At 61.3% G+C, this 16,670-nt stretch carries 13 protein-coding genes; 12 read left to right on the top strand and 1 reads right to left on the bottom strand.

Annotation, left to right across the window (positions count from 1 at the left end; all coding sequences use genetic code 11):
- Positions 1–4: 4 nt before the first annotated feature.
- The 8 genes from ACR0EZ_RS02340 (at position 5) to ACR0EZ_RS02305 (ending at position 10,818) form a co-directional block, all read left to right on the top strand.
- Positions 5–586, top strand: coding sequence for a retropepsin-like aspartic protease family protein (locus ACR0EZ_RS02340; protein WP_480610339.1), 582 nt, complete (start codon positions 5–7; stop codon positions 584–586).
- Between the two features lie 48 nt (positions 587–634).
- Positions 635–1,255 (top strand): ImuA family protein, encoded by a 621-nt coding sequence (locus ACR0EZ_RS02335; RefSeq protein ID WP_480610337.1) that lies wholly within the window; start codon positions 635–637, stop codon positions 1,253–1,255.
- Positions 1,256–1,319: 64 nt separating this feature from the next.
- The gene (locus tag ACR0EZ_RS02330) at positions 1,320–2,534 is read left to right on the top strand and encodes an MFS transporter (RefSeq protein WP_480610336.1); all 1,215 of its coding nucleotides are present in this window, start codon (positions 1,320–1,322) and stop codon (positions 2,532–2,534) included.
- Positions 2,531–3,127 (top strand): YceI family protein, encoded by a 597-nt coding sequence (locus ACR0EZ_RS02325; protein ID WP_480610335.1) that lies wholly within the window; start codon positions 2,531–2,533, stop codon positions 3,125–3,127. The genes ACR0EZ_RS02330 and ACR0EZ_RS02325 overlap by 4 nt, the downstream gene beginning before the upstream one ends.
- A gap of 77 nt (positions 3,128–3,204) precedes the next feature.
- Complete coding sequence (locus tag ACR0EZ_RS02320; protein WP_480610333.1) at positions 3,205–4,425, top strand: MFS transporter; 1,221 nt, start codon at positions 3,205–3,207, stop codon at positions 4,423–4,425.
- A gap of 94 nt (positions 4,426–4,519) precedes the next feature.
- Positions 4,520–6,238 carry a methionine--tRNA ligase gene (gene metG, locus ACR0EZ_RS02315; protein ID WP_480610331.1) on the top strand — a complete coding sequence of 573 codons (1,719 nt, stop codon included), beginning with the start codon at positions 4,520–4,522 and terminating at the stop codon, positions 6,236–6,238.
- A gap of 284 nt (positions 6,239–6,522) precedes the next feature.
- On the top strand, positions 6,523–7,674 hold the full coding sequence (locus tag ACR0EZ_RS02310; RefSeq protein ID WP_480610329.1) for an efflux RND transporter periplasmic adaptor subunit: 1,152 nt from the start codon (positions 6,523–6,525) through the stop codon (positions 7,672–7,674).
- A gap of 3 nt (positions 7,675–7,677) precedes the next feature.
- Complete coding sequence (locus ACR0EZ_RS02305; protein WP_480610327.1) at positions 7,678–10,818, top strand: efflux RND transporter permease subunit; 3,141 nt, start codon at positions 7,678–7,680, stop codon at positions 10,816–10,818.
- A 51-nt stretch (positions 10,819–10,869) separates the two neighbouring features.
- On the opposite strand, the gene glpD is transcribed toward ACR0EZ_RS02305, so the two are convergent.
- Positions 10,870–12,459 carry a glycerol-3-phosphate dehydrogenase gene (glpD, locus tag ACR0EZ_RS02300; RefSeq protein ID WP_480610326.1) on the bottom strand — a complete coding sequence of 530 codons (1,590 nt, stop codon included), beginning with the start codon at positions 12,457–12,459 and terminating at the stop codon, positions 10,870–10,872.
- 215 nt (positions 12,460–12,674) lie between these two features.
- On the opposite strand from glpD, the gene ACR0EZ_RS02295 reads away from it, so the two are divergent.
- The 4 genes from ACR0EZ_RS02295 (at position 12,675) to ACR0EZ_RS02280 (ending at position 16,670) form a co-directional block, all read left to right on the top strand.
- The gene (locus ACR0EZ_RS02295; RefSeq protein ID WP_480610324.1) at positions 12,675–13,436 is read left to right on the top strand and encodes a DeoR/GlpR family DNA-binding transcription regulator; all 762 of its coding nucleotides are present in this window, start codon (positions 12,675–12,677) and stop codon (positions 13,434–13,436) included.
- Between the two features lie 136 nt (positions 13,437–13,572).
- Positions 13,573–13,926, top strand: coding sequence for a DUF3302 domain-containing protein (locus ACR0EZ_RS02290; RefSeq protein WP_480610323.1), 354 nt, complete (start codon positions 13,573–13,575; stop codon positions 13,924–13,926).
- A gap of 21 nt (positions 13,927–13,947) precedes the next feature.
- Positions 13,948–15,093, top strand: coding sequence for an HlyD family secretion protein (locus tag ACR0EZ_RS02285; RefSeq protein WP_480610321.1), 1,146 nt, complete (start codon positions 13,948–13,950; stop codon positions 15,091–15,093).
- Between the two features lie 11 nt (positions 15,094–15,104).
- A complete protein-coding gene (locus tag ACR0EZ_RS02280; protein WP_480610319.1) occupies positions 15,105–16,670 on the top strand; it encodes an efflux transporter outer membrane subunit in 1,566 nt (521 codons plus the stop codon).

Here is a 16,670-nt window from a genome sequence, read left to right as displayed (position 1 = left end):
CGGTTTGGATGGTTATGAAATCGGGCGTTTGACCTATCTGGTTGTGCTGGGTGCGGTGCTGCTGATGTGGTTCTTCACCCACAACCGGCAATCGCTGGGCAAGACCCTGCAGCAGGTTCTGGCCTGGGTGTTCATCTTCATCGGTGTGATCGCGGTCGTGGGGCTGTGGGACGATATCCGCTCGACCGTTAGCACCACGCCTCAGATGGCGGTGACGGGAAACACCATCGAGGTTCCGCGCGCCTTTGACGGGCATTATTATCTGCCCCTACTGGTGAACGGAGAGCCGATCACCTTTCTGGTCGACACCGGTGCCAGCCAGATCGTGCTGAGCGCGCAGGACGCCGAGCGCGTCGGGATCGACCCCGACCAGTTGAACTATATCGGCCGCGCCTCGACGGCAAACGGCATTGTACGCACGGCGCCGGTACGCTTGGACAGTCTTGCATTGGGCCCGATCCGGGACACCGGCGTTTCGGCCTGGATCAACGAAGGTGAGCTCGACAAATCTCTGCTGGGCATGGATTACCTGCACCGGTTTTCCAATGTTCAGTTCGCCGATGGCCGTTTGATTTTGTCCCGCTAAGCGCGGTCGCGACTTGAGAACAAAATGAGAACATGATAGCGTTGGGCCATGTCTGCTCAGCTTCTTGGTCAAAAGCCCGCGCGCGCCGCGCCGGGGGTGACGCTTCATAACGGGATCACCCTGCAACTGGGCCGCGTGCACGAGGCCTGCGGCCCTGCCCGGCGCAGCTTTGCGATGTGGCTGGCCAGTCAGGCGCAGGGGCCGGTTCTGTGGATTTCCCCCGCGTGGGAGCCCGGCCAGTTGAACCCTGACGGGATGATGCCCTTTGCCGATCCGGCCCGGTTTATCTTTGTCCGCCCCACCCGCGCCGAAGACCTGCTGTGGTGCATGGAAGAAGCGCTGCGCAGCGGGGCGATCCCGTTGATCATTGGCGACCTGCCCGGCCCACCCGGGCTGACGCCGGTGCGCCGGATGCATCTTGCCGCCGAACAGGGCGGCGCGATGCGGCGGCCTCCGCTGGGGTTGCTGCTGACCCCCGGCGATGGCGGCGCGCAGGGGGTTGAGACGCGCTGGCACATGGCCGCCGCCCATCGGGCCGAGGCGCGCCAATGGACCCTGACCCGCCGCCGCGCCCGCGCCCTGCCTCCGGTCACATGGCACGCCACCCAGACCAGACCGCGCGCCGGGCTGAACCTGCAACGGGCCGGGGCCGAGGATGTTTTGGCCTGATCCCTACGCCCGATCACGTAAGAAGTGACTGGCCAACGCCCCACCCTCACCCTAGCGTCACCGCATGAGCCATCCGATCCATGACAGCCGCTATTCCTGGCTACGCCTTCTGATCACGCTCGCCATCGCAACGGTGGCAAATGCGGGCATATGGGCGGTGATCGTGGTGATGCCTGCGGTCGAGGCCGAGTTTGACGCCGGACGCGCCGAGGTCTCGATGCCGTACACCCTCGCCATGATCGGCTTCGCGCTGGGCAACATGTGGCTGGGGCAACTGGTGGACCGGCTGGGCGTGACCAGGGCCCTGATCGGTGCCGCGATCCTGATCGCTGTCAGCTACCTGCTGGCCACGCTGGCCCCGAACATCGCCTTGCTGTCTGCGGCACATCTGCTGTTGGGTCTGGGAACAGCAGTGGGTTTCGCCCCCCTGATCGCCGACATCTCGCACTGGTTCCTGCGCCGACGCGGGATTGCCGTGGCGCTGGTGGCCAGCGGCAACTACCTGTCCGGGGCGATCTGGCCCACGATGTTGTCGGACATTCTGGCGCGCGACGGCTGGCAGCAGGTCTATCTGACACTGGCCGCGCTGACATTGATCGTCGTCATCCCCCTGTCCTTGCTGCTGCGCCGTCAGGTCCCGGCCGAGGCGCACAGCACCGCCGCCGCAACCGCACAGATCAACGCGCGCAGCGTCGGGATTTCGCCCCGCGCACTTCAGTACATCCTTGGACTTGCGGGGATCGGCTGCTGCGTTGCAATGTCGATGCCGCAGGTTCATATCGTGTCGTATTGCGTGGGGCTGGGATACGGTCCGGCGGTCGGAGCCGAGATGCTGTCGCTGATGCTGCTGGGCGGCGTGGTCAGCCGTATCATCTCGGGTCTTGTCGCGGACCGTCTGGGAGGTGTCCTGACGCTTCTGATCGGGTCGATCCTGCAATGCATCGCCCTGTTTCTGTTCCTGCCCTATGACGGGATGGTGCCGCTTTACATCATCAGCCTGCTGTTCGGCCTGGCGCAGGGCGGTATCGTACCCAGCTATGCCCTTGTGGTTCGGGAATACATGCCACCGCGAGAGGCCGGCGCGCGGGTGGGTTTTGTCATGATGATGACCATTCTCGGCATGGCTCTGGGCGGCTGGATGTCCGGTTGGATCTACGACATCACCGGCAGCTACCAACTGGCCTTCGTGAACGGCATCCTCTGGAACGGCCTGAACATCGCCATCGTTCTGACCCTGCTGAAACGGTCGCGCCCCAAAAGGCAGGAGGTTCTCGCATGAGCCCACTGAACAGGCGCACCATCATGGCAGGCCTCGCCGCGCTTCCCCTGTCCGGCCCTGCTAAGGCGGCGGTGAAACCTTATGTCCTTTCGACCGATGGCACGAAGGTTGGCTTTACCTTTGTTCTGTCCGGCATCCCTCAGACCGGGTACATGCCGGTCCGGTCGGCGGACATCCGGATCGACACCCGCCGCCTGCAAAACAGTCAGGTCGAAGTGGTTCTGGACGTCCGCAACGCGCAAACCAAGTTGCCCTTTGCCCGGGCGCCGATGCTCGGCCAGACGGTGCTGGACGCGGAAAGCCATCCGACAATCCGCTTTGCCTCAACCGATGTGCAACTGGGCCCCGGAGGGCGGATTTCGGACGGGGCCCGGATCACCGGCGATCTGACGGATCGCGGCGTGACACGGCCAATCACGCTCGACGCCAGCCTGTACCGCCCACCGGGAACCGCCGCCGACGATCTGGATCAGTTGAGCATAAGACTGACCGGCGCGCTGAACCGGCACGACTTTGGGGCCTCGGGCTATGACGATCTGGTGCGCGAGACAGTCGGTCTGGACATCCACGCTGAAATCCTTTTGGCGGGTTAGGCCGCGATTGACGAAAAACGACCAGATAAAGTCGAATAGTCGCGTGCACCGCGCGGCGATATCGTCACTCTGACCCTATGCGCACGATCATTTCCTTTGCCGCCCTTTTTCTTTCCGTCATTTTGCTGCAGCTTTCGACCGGGGGTGTGGGGCCGCTGGACGCAATTTCGGGCCTGACGCTGGACTTCTCGACCGAGCAGATCGGTATGCTGGGTTCGGCGCATTTCCTTGGGTTTTTTATCGGGTGCTGGTGGGCCCCACGGCTGATGGGCACCGTCGGCCATTCCCGCGCCTTTGCGGTCTGCACCGCTTTGGGGGCGATGGGCCTGCTGGGGCATACGTTGACCGAAAACCCCTATATCTGGGCCGCTTTGCGCATCGCCTCGGGCACCTGTGTCGCCGGGAGTTACACGGTGATCGAGGCCTGGCTGAACGCCAAGGTCACAAATGAGACGCGCGGACGCGCCATGGGCACCTATCGTATCGCGGATATGGGGGCTTCGCTCTGCGCGCAGCTGATCATCGCGGTGCTGCCGCCCGCCTCATACGTGTCCTATAACTTGCTGGCGATCCTGTGCTGCGCCTCATTGCTGCCGCTGACTCTGACCCGCGCCAGCCAGCCTGCCACACCGGATGCGCCCCGGCTGCGGCCCAAACTGGCCTGGACCAGTTCACCGCTGGCCGTCGCCGGAGTGATCGTTGCGGCGCTCAGTTCCGCGTCTTTCCGGATGGTCGGTCCCATCTACGGGCAAGAGGTCGGGCTGGGCGTCGATCAGATCGCGTTTTTCCTTGCCTCATTCGTTCTGGGCGGCGCGCTGGCGCAGTACCCATTGGGATGGCTGGCGGACAAATATGACCGTCGATGGGTTCTGATCTGGCTGTCCGCTGCTGCCGTGCTGAGCTGTGGAATCACCATGGCAGCCAGCGGGTCGGGCACCTTGGGCGTGATGCTGGCCGCCGGGTTCTTTGGCTTGACCACCTTTCCGATCTTTTCGGTCTCATCGGCCCACGCCAATGACTTTGCCACCACCGAACAACGTGTCGAACTGGCCGCCGCGTTGATGTTCTGGTACGCGCTGGGGGCGATTGCCTCGCCCTATGTCTCATCCACATTGATACAGCAGTTTGGTCCAGGCGCTCTGTTTGCGTTTGTGGCTGTTGGTCATCTGGGGCTGATCCTGTTTGGCCTCGCCCGGATGCGGTCGCGCCCGACGCCGGATGCGCGGACCAACTACGTCTATGCGCCGCGCACTTCCTTCACGATCGGGCGGCTTCTGAAACGGTCGGGCGAGGATTAAAGGTCTGAAAAATAGCCCCTTGCCAAAAGCCGGGCTTTTGCTGCCCCGTCACTTCATGTAGACGGGCGCGCAGACAGACACGCGGATACGGAACATGGCTCGGATTCTCATCACCTCGGCAATCCCTTACATCAACGGGATCAAGCACCTCGGCAACCTGATCGGCTCGCAATTGCCCGCCGATCTGTACGCGCGCTATCAGCGTGGCCGGGGGAATGAGGTCATGTTCCTGTGCGCCACCGATGAACACGGCACCCCGGCGGAACTGGCCGCAGCCAAGGCGGGCAAGCCGGTGGCTGAGTATTGCGCCGATATGTACGCGGTACAGGCCGATATCGCGCAGCGCTTTGGGCTGAGCTTTGATCATTTCGGCCGTTCCTCCAGCGCGCAGAACCGGCACCTGACCCAGCATTTCGCGGGCAAGCTGGATGAAGCCGGCCTGATCCGCGAGGTCAGCGAGAAGCAGGTCTATTCCAACGCCGATGGCCGCTTCCTGCCCGACCGCTATATCGAGGGCACCTGCCCCAATTGCGGCTATGAGCGGGCGCGCGGCGACCAGTGTGAAAACTGCACCAAGCAGCTGGACCCGACCGATTTGATCGAGCCGCGCAGCGCGATTTCCGGCTCGACCGATCTGGAAGTGCGCGAGACCAAGCACCTGTATCTGCGCCAGTCGGCGATGAAGGATCAACTGGATGCGTGGATCGACAGCAAGACGGACTGGCCGATCCTGACCACATCGATTGCCAAGAAGTGGCTGCACGATGGCGACGGCCTGCAAGACCGCGGCATCACCCGCGATCTGGACTGGGGGGTTCCGGTCAAGAAAGGCGATCAGGACTGGCCGGGGATGGAGGGCAAGGTGTTCTATGTCTGGTTCGACGCCCCCATCGAATACATCGCCTGCGCCAAGGAATGGGCCGATGCCACCGGCAAGACAGATGCGGATTGGGAGCGCTGGTGGCGCACCGACAAGGGTGCCGACGATGTGCGTTACGTACAGTTCATGGGCAAGGACAACGTGCCCTTCCACACTCTGTCTTTCCCGGCCACTATTCTGGGCTCGGGCGAGCCGTGGAAGATGGTCGATCACCTGAAATCCTTCAACTACCTGAATTATGACGGCGGCCAGTTCTCGACCAGCCAGGGCCGCGGCGTGTTCATGGATCAGGCGCTGGATATCCTGCCCGCCGATTACTGGCGCTGGTGGCTGCTGAGCCATGCGCCCGAAAGCAGCGACAGCGAGTTCACATGGGAGAACTTCCAGCAATCGGTGAACAAGGATTTGGCGGATGTTCTGGGCAACTTCGTCAGCCGGATCACCAAGTTCTGCCGTTCCAAGTTCGGCGAGGCCGTGCCCCAAGGCGGCAGCTATGGCGAACGCGAACAGGCATTGATCGAAGAACTCACCCAGCGCGTCCGCGCTTATGAAGGGCATATGGAGGCAATGGAAGTTCGCAAATCCGCACAGGAGTTGCGGGCCATTTGGGTTGCGGGCAACGAATACCTGCAGTCTGCCGCGCCGTGGTCGACCTTTAAGGAAGACCCCGAACAGGCCGCTGCACAGGTGCGTCTGGGTCTGAACCTGATCCGGCTTTATGCCGTGCTCAGCGCGCCGTTCATTCCCGAAACCTCAGCCCGGATGCTGAGCGCGATGAATACGCTGGACACAAGCTGGCCCGACGATGTCGAGGCCGCGCTGAACGCCCTGCCCGCCGGGCACGCGTTTTCGGTGCCGGATGTTCTGTTCGCCAAGATCACCGACGAACAGCGCGAAGACTGGCAGACACGCTTCGCGGGAGCGCGCAGCTAAGCACTCCCCAAGACGGGTATGGAAAGCGGAGGCCGCCGGGCCTCCGCTTTTTCATGTTCAACCCGCGAACGGACAGGTGTCAGCGCCAATCGTCCTGCCTAAGTCTGCCGACCTATGGCGAAAATTCCCGCGCGGGCCATTCGCGCATCGTATTCAAGAAGCTTGAGATATGATCGCAAAACCGCCATCCTGACCGGGAATTCAATCGACTCGCCGGCGCAATCCGCCTGCCCCGTCGCTTAATCCTTAGTCCGAATGAGGCACGCGCCATGTCCCTTGCACTGATGAAATCAATTTTCCGCACAGCCGGACCCGCCGGGGCGATTGCCATGGTGGCATGTCTGGGGCTAGCACATAATGCCTTGGCGCAGGACCAAAGCGACGCGCCGCCTCCGAAAGTGTCAATCGCAGCCGCTTATACTCAGGAAATCACCGCCGAGGCCGTCTTCATTGGCCGCGCCGAGGCTATCGACAAGGTCGATATCGTCGCCCGCGTCAGCGGTTTCCTTGACAGTCAGGAGGTCGAAGATGGCGCGTTGGTGAACGAGGGCGATCTGCTGTTTACCATCGAGCCGGACCTGTACGAGGCCACGCTGGAAGCCCGCAAAGCCGACCTGGACCGGGCCGAGGCCAATCTGGAACTGGCCAAGGTGGATCTGGCCCGAAAGGAAGAACTGTTCAAACGCGAGGCCACCCCGGAATCCGAACGCGACATCGCCCGCGCGAACGAACTGGTGGCCGAAGCCGAGGTAAAGGCCGCCAATGCCGCCATCCAGCAAGCCCAGCTGGACCTGAGCTACACCAAAATCAGCGCCCCCTTCACTGGTCGCATCGGGCGCGTGACGACCAGCGTGGGGGATGTTGTCGGCCCGACAAACCCGCCTTTGGTCAATCTGGTCAGCGAAGCGCCGATCTATGTGAATTTCTCGCTGAACGAAAAGCAATTTACATCAGTTCTTCAACAGGTTGGAGAGAATGCCAGCACGCTGGCCGAAAGCGACAAAAGCCCCAATGTGCACGTGACGCTGCCCAACGGAACCGAGTTGGACGAAACCGGTGAGATCGTGTTTGTCGACAACCGGATCGACCCTCTGACAGGGGCCATCACTGTCCGGGCAGAGTTCGACAATACCGACCGGCTGATCATCGACGGCGCGTTCCTGAACGTGCAGATCGAGGCCCTTGAACCTACGCTAGAGGTGCTGGTCCCACAAGCAGCACTGCAGCGCGATCAGCGTGGCGAGTTCGTTCTGGTCGTGAACGACAAGCAAATGGTTGAGCAGCGCTATATCACCACCGGAGACACGGTCGACTCGGCCATCATCGTGACGGAAGGGTTGCGGGAAGGTGAAAGCGTGATTGTCGAGGGCCTGCAGCGCGTCCGCCCCGGTGTTGCCGTGGACGCGGTCGTCGCGTCCGAGCAGCCGGGAGAATAACGGATGTTCTCTGCCCTGTTCATCAGCCGGCCCAAGCTGGCGCTTGTCATCTCGCTTGTCCTGACGATCATGGGCGGCATCGGCTATCTGGTTCTGCCGGTCGCCCAGTTCCCGGACATCACGCCGCCGGTGGTCAGCGTGACCACCACCTATACCGGTGCAAATGCCGAGACCGTGGAAAACACCGTCGCCGCCCCGATCGAGGCGCAGGTGAACGGTGTGGACGACATGATCTACATGACGTCCACCTCGTCGGATAACGGCTCGTATTCGCTGAACATCACCTTCGAGGTCGGCACCGACCCCGACATCGCCTCGGTCAACGTGCAGAACCGCGTGGCGCAGGCCATGTCTTCGCTGCCGACCGAGGTGACGTCTTCGGGCGTGGTCACGCAAAAGGCATCGACGAACATGCTGCTGCTGGTGACGCTGACTTCGCCTAACGGCACGTATGACAGCGTTTTCCTGTCCAACTATGCGTCGATCAACCTGAAAGACGCGCTGGCGCGGGTTCAGGGGGTTGGTAAAGCGGATGTTCTGACCAATCTGGAATACGCGATGCGCATCTGGATGGACCCGGACAAGATGGCCGCCCTGTCGATCACGCCGGGCGACGTGATCAACGCCATTCGGGAACAGAATATCGAAGTGTCGGCGGGATCGATTGGTGCCCCCCCGGTACCCGAAGGGCAGACCTTTCAATACACGATCAAGACCAAAGGCCGCCTGACTTCGGCCTCCGAGTTCGGCGATATCGTCATCCGCACCGGCGAAGCGGGTGCAATCGTACGTGTGAAAGACATCGCGCGGGTCGAGCTTGGGGCGCAGTTCTATTCGGCCTCGGGCTATTTCCAAAGCGTTCCGGCCACGGTGATCGGCATCTATCAGGCCCCCGGCGCAAACGCGCTTGCGGTATCGGATCGGGTCGAGGCCGAGCTTGAGCGTCTGTCCCGGTCCTTCCCCACGGATGTAGAATACCAGGTGCCCTTCAACACCACGGACTTCGTCGAGCAATCCCTGAACGATGTGGTTTCGACCCTGATCCTGACCTTCATTCTGGTGATCTCGGTCGTGTTCGTCTTCCTTGGCAGTTGGCGGGCGACGATCATTCCTGCGGTGGCGATCCCGGTCTCGCTGATCGGGACATTTGCGTTCCTTTTGGCCTTTGGCATGTCGCTCAACACGATCTCGCTGTTCGCGCTGGTTCTGGCCATCGGGATCGTTGTGGATGACGCCATCGTTGTGGTCGAAAACGTCGAGCGGATCATCGCGGATGAAGGGCTTGACCCGGCCGAGGCGACCCGCAAGGCGATGGGTCAGATCACCGGCCCGGTCATTGCAACCACGCTGGTTCTGCTGGCCGTGTTCGTGCCGGTGACGTTCATGCCCGGCATTTCCGGGCGGCTCTATTCTCAGTTTGCCGTGACAATCTCAACGGCGGTTGTGATCTCATCCATCAACGCGCTTACCCTGTCCCCGGCCCTGTGCGGGTTGGTGCTGCGGCCACGAAGCGGTCCGCCCAAAGGGGTTCTGGCACTGTTTGAAGGTTTCATCGGAACGGTGCGCAACGGCTATGTCTCGATCGTGCGCAAGCTGCTGATCCTGCCGGTCATTGCGCTGGGTATGATCGTGGCGCTGGCGATGGGAACGGGCACGATCATGTCCAACACCTCAAGCGGCTTTATCCCGCTTGAGGATAACGGCTATCTGTTCGTGGACATTCAGCTGCCCGACGCGGCCACCCTGGAACGGACCGAAACGATTTCCGCCCGCGTCGACGAGCAGATCCAACAGATACCGGGCGTTGCCAGCACCGTTCTAGTCAACGGCTATTCGCTGTTGAACGGGACCACGACAAACGGGGCTGCGATCTTTGTGAACCTCACCAATTGGGGGGAACGGCAAGAGGATGACCTGAGCGCCAATGCCATCCTGGGCAAAGTACTTGCTATTGCCAATGGTGAATCGGCGGCTTCCATCGTGGCCTTCAACCCGCCGCCCATTCAGGGTCTGGGCATGTCAGCCGGTGTGGAAATGGAGGTTCAGCAGACCGGCGGTGGATCACCGCAGGATCTCGCCTCAGCCGTCGGCTCGTTTGTCTACGCGGCGAACCAGAGGCCCGAGATCGGTCAGGCCTACACGACCTTCCGGGCCAACGTGCCCCAATTGTTTGTCGATCTGGATCGGGAAAAGGCCAAGACCCTGCAGGTGTCGGTGGCCGAGATTTTCCAGACCATGCAGGCACAGCTTGGGTCCTATTACGTGAACGACTTCAACCTGTTCGGGCGCGTCTACCGCGTGATGATTCAGGCCGATGGCTCGTACCGTGATAATGTCGAGGACATCTCGAACCTCTATGTCCGCTCGACCAAGGGTGAGATGGTGCCGCTGGGCACCCTGATCGATGTCGAGAATGTTCTGGGCCCCGTCCTGCTGAAACGCCACAACCTGTTCCGGTCGGCGACAGTCACGGCGGTTCCGGCTCCGGGTCTTTCCAGCGGCGACGCGATCACCGTGATGACCGAGGAATCCGCAACCGCCCTGCCCCCCGGCTATGCGTTCGAATGGACCGGGACTGCGCAGCAGCAGTTGGCGGCGGGCGGTCTGGTCATCGTGATCCTCGGGCTGGCGATCCTGTTCGGCTACCTGTTCCTTGTCGGCCAATATGAAAGCTGGTCGATGCCGGTGGCGATCCTGCTGTCGGTGACAGTTGCCTTGTTCGGCGCGGTGGCGGCTGTGGCCATCGTGGGCAGTGACATCAACCTTTATACGCAGATCGGGATGATCATGCTTGTGGGGCTTGCCTCCAAGAACGGCATCCTGATTGTCGAATTCGCGATGGAGCAACGCGCCAAGGGCCTGTCGATCAAAGACGCCGCTGCCGAGGCCGCCTTTCAGCGTTTCCGCGCGGTGATGATGACCGCCCTATCCTTCCTCTTGGGCGTTGTACCGCTGCTGGCCGCAAGCGGCGCGGGCGCGGCCAGCCAGAAAGCCATCGGTGTTGCCGTGTTTGGCGGCATGCTGGCGGCGACGCTGATTGGTGTGATCCTTGTACCAGTGCTTTATGCGCTGATGCAGGGCCTGCGCGAGTGGATCAAGGGCACCAACAGGAAAGGCCCGGATACGTCCGAAGGCGCCACGTGAGGTTGGCGATACTCGAAACAGAAAGCCCCGCCGAAACGCGGGGCTTTTTTCTTAGGCAACCTGTTCCAATTGCAAGCGCTGTTCCATCCACGTCTGCAATCGATCGATCTGGGCCTTATCCAGACGCAGGCCCAGTTTGTTGCGCCGCCAGACCACATCTTCGGCCCTACGCGCGAATTCCTTGTCCATCAGCCAAGCCACTTCGCGAGCGGTCAGAGTGGCCCCGAAATCCTCGCCCAAATCAGCGGCTTCCTTTGCATCGCCCAGAACCGAACGCGCCTCGGTCCCGTAGGCGCGCACCAATCGCGCTGCCCATCGTTTATCCAGGAACGGATAGTCCGCCATCAGGTGGTCGATCAGCTTTTGCACACCATCCACCGGGAAATCCCCTCCCGGCAATGCCACGCCCGCGGTCCATGGTCCGGGCAGGTCTGGGAAATGCCCGGCCACTTTTTCCAAAGCACTCTCGGCCAACCGACGGTAGGTGGTGATCTTGCCGCCAAAGACGTTTAGCACCGGCGCCCCGCCTTGTGCGTCCACTTTCAGCGTATAGTCCCGCGTCGCAGCCGTCGCGCTGCTGGCCCCGTCATCATAGAGCGGACGCACACCCGAATAGGTCCAGACAATGTCGTCTCGCGTCACGGGTTTAGCGAAATATTTCGTCGCAAAGGCACAAAGGTAATCCTGTTCGGCCTCGGTACAGATTGGCGGGATTGAAGGGTCGGAATGATCCTGATCCGTGGTGCCAATCAGGGTGAAATCCTGCTCATACGGGATGGCAAAGATGATGCGCCCATCCTCGCCCTGAAAGAAGTAGCATTTGTCGTGGTCGTAGAGCTTACGCGTCACGATATGGCTGCCCCGGACCAGACGAACCCCCTCGCGCGAGTTCACGTGGATCTTGCTTTGAATGATGTCGCCAACCCACGGCCCGCCGGCATTTACAAGCATCCGCGCCTTGACCTCGCGGGTCTCGCCACTGTTTCGGTCCGTGAGTGTGATCTGCCACAGGTCATCGACACGTTCAGCCCGGATCACCTCGGTCCGCACCAGAATTTCCGCCCCACGCGCCTCGGCATCTCGGGCGTTCAGCACGACCAGCCGCGAATCCTCAACCCAGCAGTCGGAGTATTCATAGGCCGTTTCGAACTTGTCCTGCAGCGGTGCGCCTTCGGGGGCGGTACGCAGGTTCAAGGACGAGGTTCCCGGCAAAATCTTCCGACCACCAAGGTTATCGTACAGGAACAACCCTAGCCGGATCAGCCACGCCGGACGCCGCCCGCGCATCCAGGGCATGACCGTGCTTAACAGTTTCGAGGTCGGCGTTTCCGCATCAAACCGCATGTCTGGGTGATAGGGCAGAACGAACCGCATCGGCCAACTGATATGCGGCATGGCGCGCAGCAGGGTTTCCCGCTCGATCAGCGCCTCGCGGACCAGACGGACCTCGAAGAACTCAAGATACCGCAGCCCGCCATGAAACAGCTTGGTCGAGGCCGAGGACGTGGCCGACGCCAGATCGTTCATCTCGGCCAGCGTCACCGACAAGCCGCGCCCGGCGGCATCGCGCGCGATGCCACATCCGTTGATCCCGCCGCCGATGATGAACAGATCGGTGATCTGATTGTCCTGTTGATCCATTTCCGGATGATTCCCCAAGCTTCGAAACTCGCGCGCATTAACCTGCTGGACGCTCGGTTCGTCAATTCTTTTATTCGTTTTTTTTCGTTCTTGCGCGTATGCACCCATAAGATGTGCAACAGATCAAGTAACTGGTGCACCCCTATTGGATCAATTCCTTGCAATACCCTCAAAAAGGAACAAAAACGAATACACAGCAGAGAATCGGAGCCACAATGTCCCTCTCCTTTCGCCAGTCCGACATTCTGGAGATCGCAAAACAGAACGGCCGCGTTGCGGTCGATGATCTGGCCGCTCGGTTCGATGTCACGGTTCAGACCATCCGCCGCGACCTGTCCGAGCTGTCGGATATGGGCAAGCTGGACCGGGTTCACGGCGGCGCGGTGTTGCGGTCCGGCGTGTCGAATATCGGCTACGAGGACCGCCGCGCCCTGAACGAAGACGCCAAAGCCGGGATTGCCAGCGCCTGCGCCGCCGCGATTCCCGATGGCGCGTCGGTTTTCATGAATATCGGCACCTCGACCGAAGCCGTCGCGCGGCAGATGCTGGCCCATAAGAACCTGATGGTGGTGACCAACAATATGAACGTCGCCAATATTCTGGTCGAAAACCCCGACTGCGAGATTGTTGTCGCCGGAGGGATCCTGCGCCGCTCGGACGGCGGGCTGATCGGTAATCTGACCGTTTCAACCATCAACCAATTCAAATTCGACTATGCAGTTATCGGCTGTTCTGCGCTGGACACCGACGGCGACCTGCTGGATTTCGATTTTCAGGAGGTTCTGGTCAGCCAGACGATCATCGCCCAGGCGCGGCAGACTTTCCTTGTCGCCGATCATTCGAAGTTCCAGCGCTCGGCCCCCGCCCGGATCGCCTCGCTCAGCGACGTGGACGTGTTTTTTACGGACCAGGCGCTGCCAGACCGTCTGAACCGGGCCTGTGCAGACTGGAACACCGCCGTTCAAATCAGCCCCTGACCCCTTTACTTTGGCCGCACAATCCCCACCGATCCGGATCACAATTTGCGCAAATCCCGCAACCGTCTACAAATAGATTGACGAGGTGGGACCAACATCTGAGGATGGGGCAACCTTCCCGCAAGGAGGCGCGAGCATGGGACTACTGGGGCAGCCACTCGGCTACTACGACTATCTGACATTCGTTGCATTGATCCTGCTTCTGGCGGCGGTGATGGCGCTGTTCCTGTTCCTCATGGGCTTGCCCGGACGGATCGCGATCAAGCGTAATCACCCACATGCCGAAGCGGTCAAAATCATGGGCTGGATGGGCTTTCTGGCCGTTGTTCCATGGGTCCACGCCTTTATGTGGGCCTTCCATGACGGCGTGACCGTCGACATCCGCCGCGGCCCGGACGAGGAAAAAGACGCTATCCGCAAGGATATCGAGCGTTTGGGCGGCACGGTCAAAGAAGAATACCAGGCGTCAGACGAGACGCAGAAGAGCTAAGGCCAAAGGAATCAACTCACTATGTTCGTCGCCCTTGGCATTACCCTTTTCTATCTCATCTTTGTCTGGTTCATTTTCTTCAAGGCTCAATGGCTGAAATTCAACATCATGTGGGGGATCGTGTCCTTCTGGGTGGGCGCGCATCTGCTGTTGATTTTTCTGGTCGCCCTGCGGTTCTTCCAGCCCTTCTCGGTCGACAGCCACGTGGTGCGCTCGACCATTCAGATCGTGCCGAAGCTGACGCAGCCGACCATCCTGGCCGAGGTTCTGGTCGAACCCAACACAAAGGTCACCAAGGGCGATCCGCTGTACCGCTTTGACGATACGGTGTTTTCGCTGGCGGTCGATAACGCCGAGGCTCAGCTGGTTGCGGCGGAACAGAATGCCAAAATTCTGGAGCAGGACGTGATCGCCAAGACCGAGGCCGTCGAACGGGCCAACGCGCAATTGGCCTATGCGCTGACCGAGCAGGCGCGGTACGAAAACCTTGTACCTGCCGGCGGCGCACGGCAGGACGAGTTGGATCGCTGGAACGAGCAGGTCGCCGAAGACCAGGCATCGGTCAAGCAGGCCGAAGCCAACCTGCACAAATCGGAACTGGCGCTGGAATCGCAGATCGACGGGGTTAACACCGGCGTTCTGCAAGCGCAGGCGCAACTGGCCGAAGCGCAGTATTTTCTGGACAACACAACGATCTATGCCCCCGAAAACGGCATGATCGTCTCGCAACAGGCCCGCCCCGGGCTTGTTGTCGGGGATATCCGCCTTGGTGCCATCGCCAGCTTTGTCACCGAGGATAACCCCTACATTCTGGCCACCTTCCGCCAGCAGAACCTGAAATTCGTCAAACCGGGTCAGGATGTCGAAGTCGCGCTGGACCTCTATCCCGGAGAGATTCTGCCTGGCAAGGTCGAGGCGATCTGGTGGGCCACGCGTCAGGGCCAGTACCTGCCCTCGGGCCGTCTGCCCGGTTTCGAACTGCCGAAACTGCCGGGCCGGATCGCGGTTCAGATCACCGTCGACCTGCCCGAAGGCCATACCTTTCCCGCCGGTGGTCACGCCGCCGTGGCGATTTATACCGGTCAGGGCAAAAGTTTCGAGTTTCTGCGGCGGATCAACATCCGTCTCTACTCTTTCGCCAACTTCATCCGACCGCTGGATATTTGAGGACGCACATCATGACACGGGCCACATCCTTTCGCAGATTGATGGGAACAGCCCTGTGCGCCGCCGTGCTGGCGGCCTGCACCCCTGTCGGGCCGGATTTCGTGCGCCCGAACTCTCCGGTCGTGAAACAGTGGATCGAAACCAACTCGCCCCAAGCCAGCCAGAGCAGCGGGCTGACCTCGCGCAGCGCGCCGGTGGTGAAATGGTGGGAGACGTTTAACGACCCGACCCTGAACAGGCTGATCGCCGAGGCTTATGCCCAGAACCTGACGCTGCAGGTTGCCGGAGCTCGCGTGCTGCAGGCCCGCGCGCAGCTTGGCATCGCGTTCGGCGAGTTGTACCCGCAATCGCAGGCCATCGGCGGATCGCTTGAGCGTCGTCAGATCAGCGAAAACCTTGGACCGATCTCGGACATCAACCGCATCATCCCGCTGGATACCGAGTTCTCGACCTCACAGGTCGGGTTCGACGCGCAGTGGGAGTTGGATGTGTGGGGTGCGCAGCGGCGCGGGGTTCAGGCGGCGCGGTCAAATCTGGCGCTGCAGGTGGCCAATTACGACGACGCGCTGGTGACGCTGACCGGGGATGTGGCGGCGCTTTATGTGAATATCCGCGCCCTGCAGGAATCGCTGGCCGTGGCGCGTGAAAACATCGCCCTGCAACAGCAATCGGCAGACCTGACCCAGTTGCGTTTCGACAACGGCGTCACGACCGAGTTGGACGTGCAGGAATCCAAGGCGCTGCTCAACAACACCAAGGCGCTGGTGCCGGAACTGGAAAGCGATCTGCAGCAGACAAAGAACGCTTTGGCCGTTCTGCTGGGCACGACGCCGTCGCGCATGACCAGCCAGCTTGGTAACTCGGGCCGTATTCCGTCTGCGCGGTCCAATGTCGCGGTTGGCGTTCCGGCCGAACTGCTGCGGCGCCGCCCGGATGTGCGTGCCGCGGAACTCGCGGCAGCCACGCAATCGGCGCAGGTTGGCATTGCGATGGCCGATCTCTACCCGCAGTTCATTCTGTCGGGCTCGATCGGATTGCAGGCCTCGGGCGGGCGCGATCTGTTCAGTTCCAACAGCAACACCGGGCTGGCCAGCGCGGGCGTCGTCTGGAACGTGCTGAACTATGGCCGGATCAAGAACAACGTCCGCGCGCAGGACGCGGCCTATCAGGAGTTGATCGCGAATTACCAGAACACCGTTCTGACCGCCTATTCCGAGGTTGAAAGCGCCATGGTCGCCTATGCGCAGGCGCGCAAGCAGGTCGGGTTCTATCAGCAAAGCGTCGAGGCCTCGCGCAAGGCCGCTGATATCGCCATCAGCCAGTACACCGACGGCATCGCCAGCTATTCGCGGATTCTGAACACGCAGACGGCGTTGCTGCAGTCCCAAGCCAACCTGATCGAAGCACGGCAGCAGGTGTCCAGCAATCTGGTCGCGGTCTACAAGGGTCTCGGCGGCGGCTGGCAGATTCGGCAAAATCAGGAGTTCCTGCCCGAAACCGTACTGGCCGAGATGGCGTATCGCACCGATTGGGGCGACCTGCTGCAGGAAACCCCAGCACGTGCCAGCCTGAACTGA

The organism is Ruegeria sp. AK4 (assembly GCF_056541025.1).
Note: the sequence above shows the minus strand (reverse complement) of the source record. Positions and strands in the feature narration are given on the sequence as shown.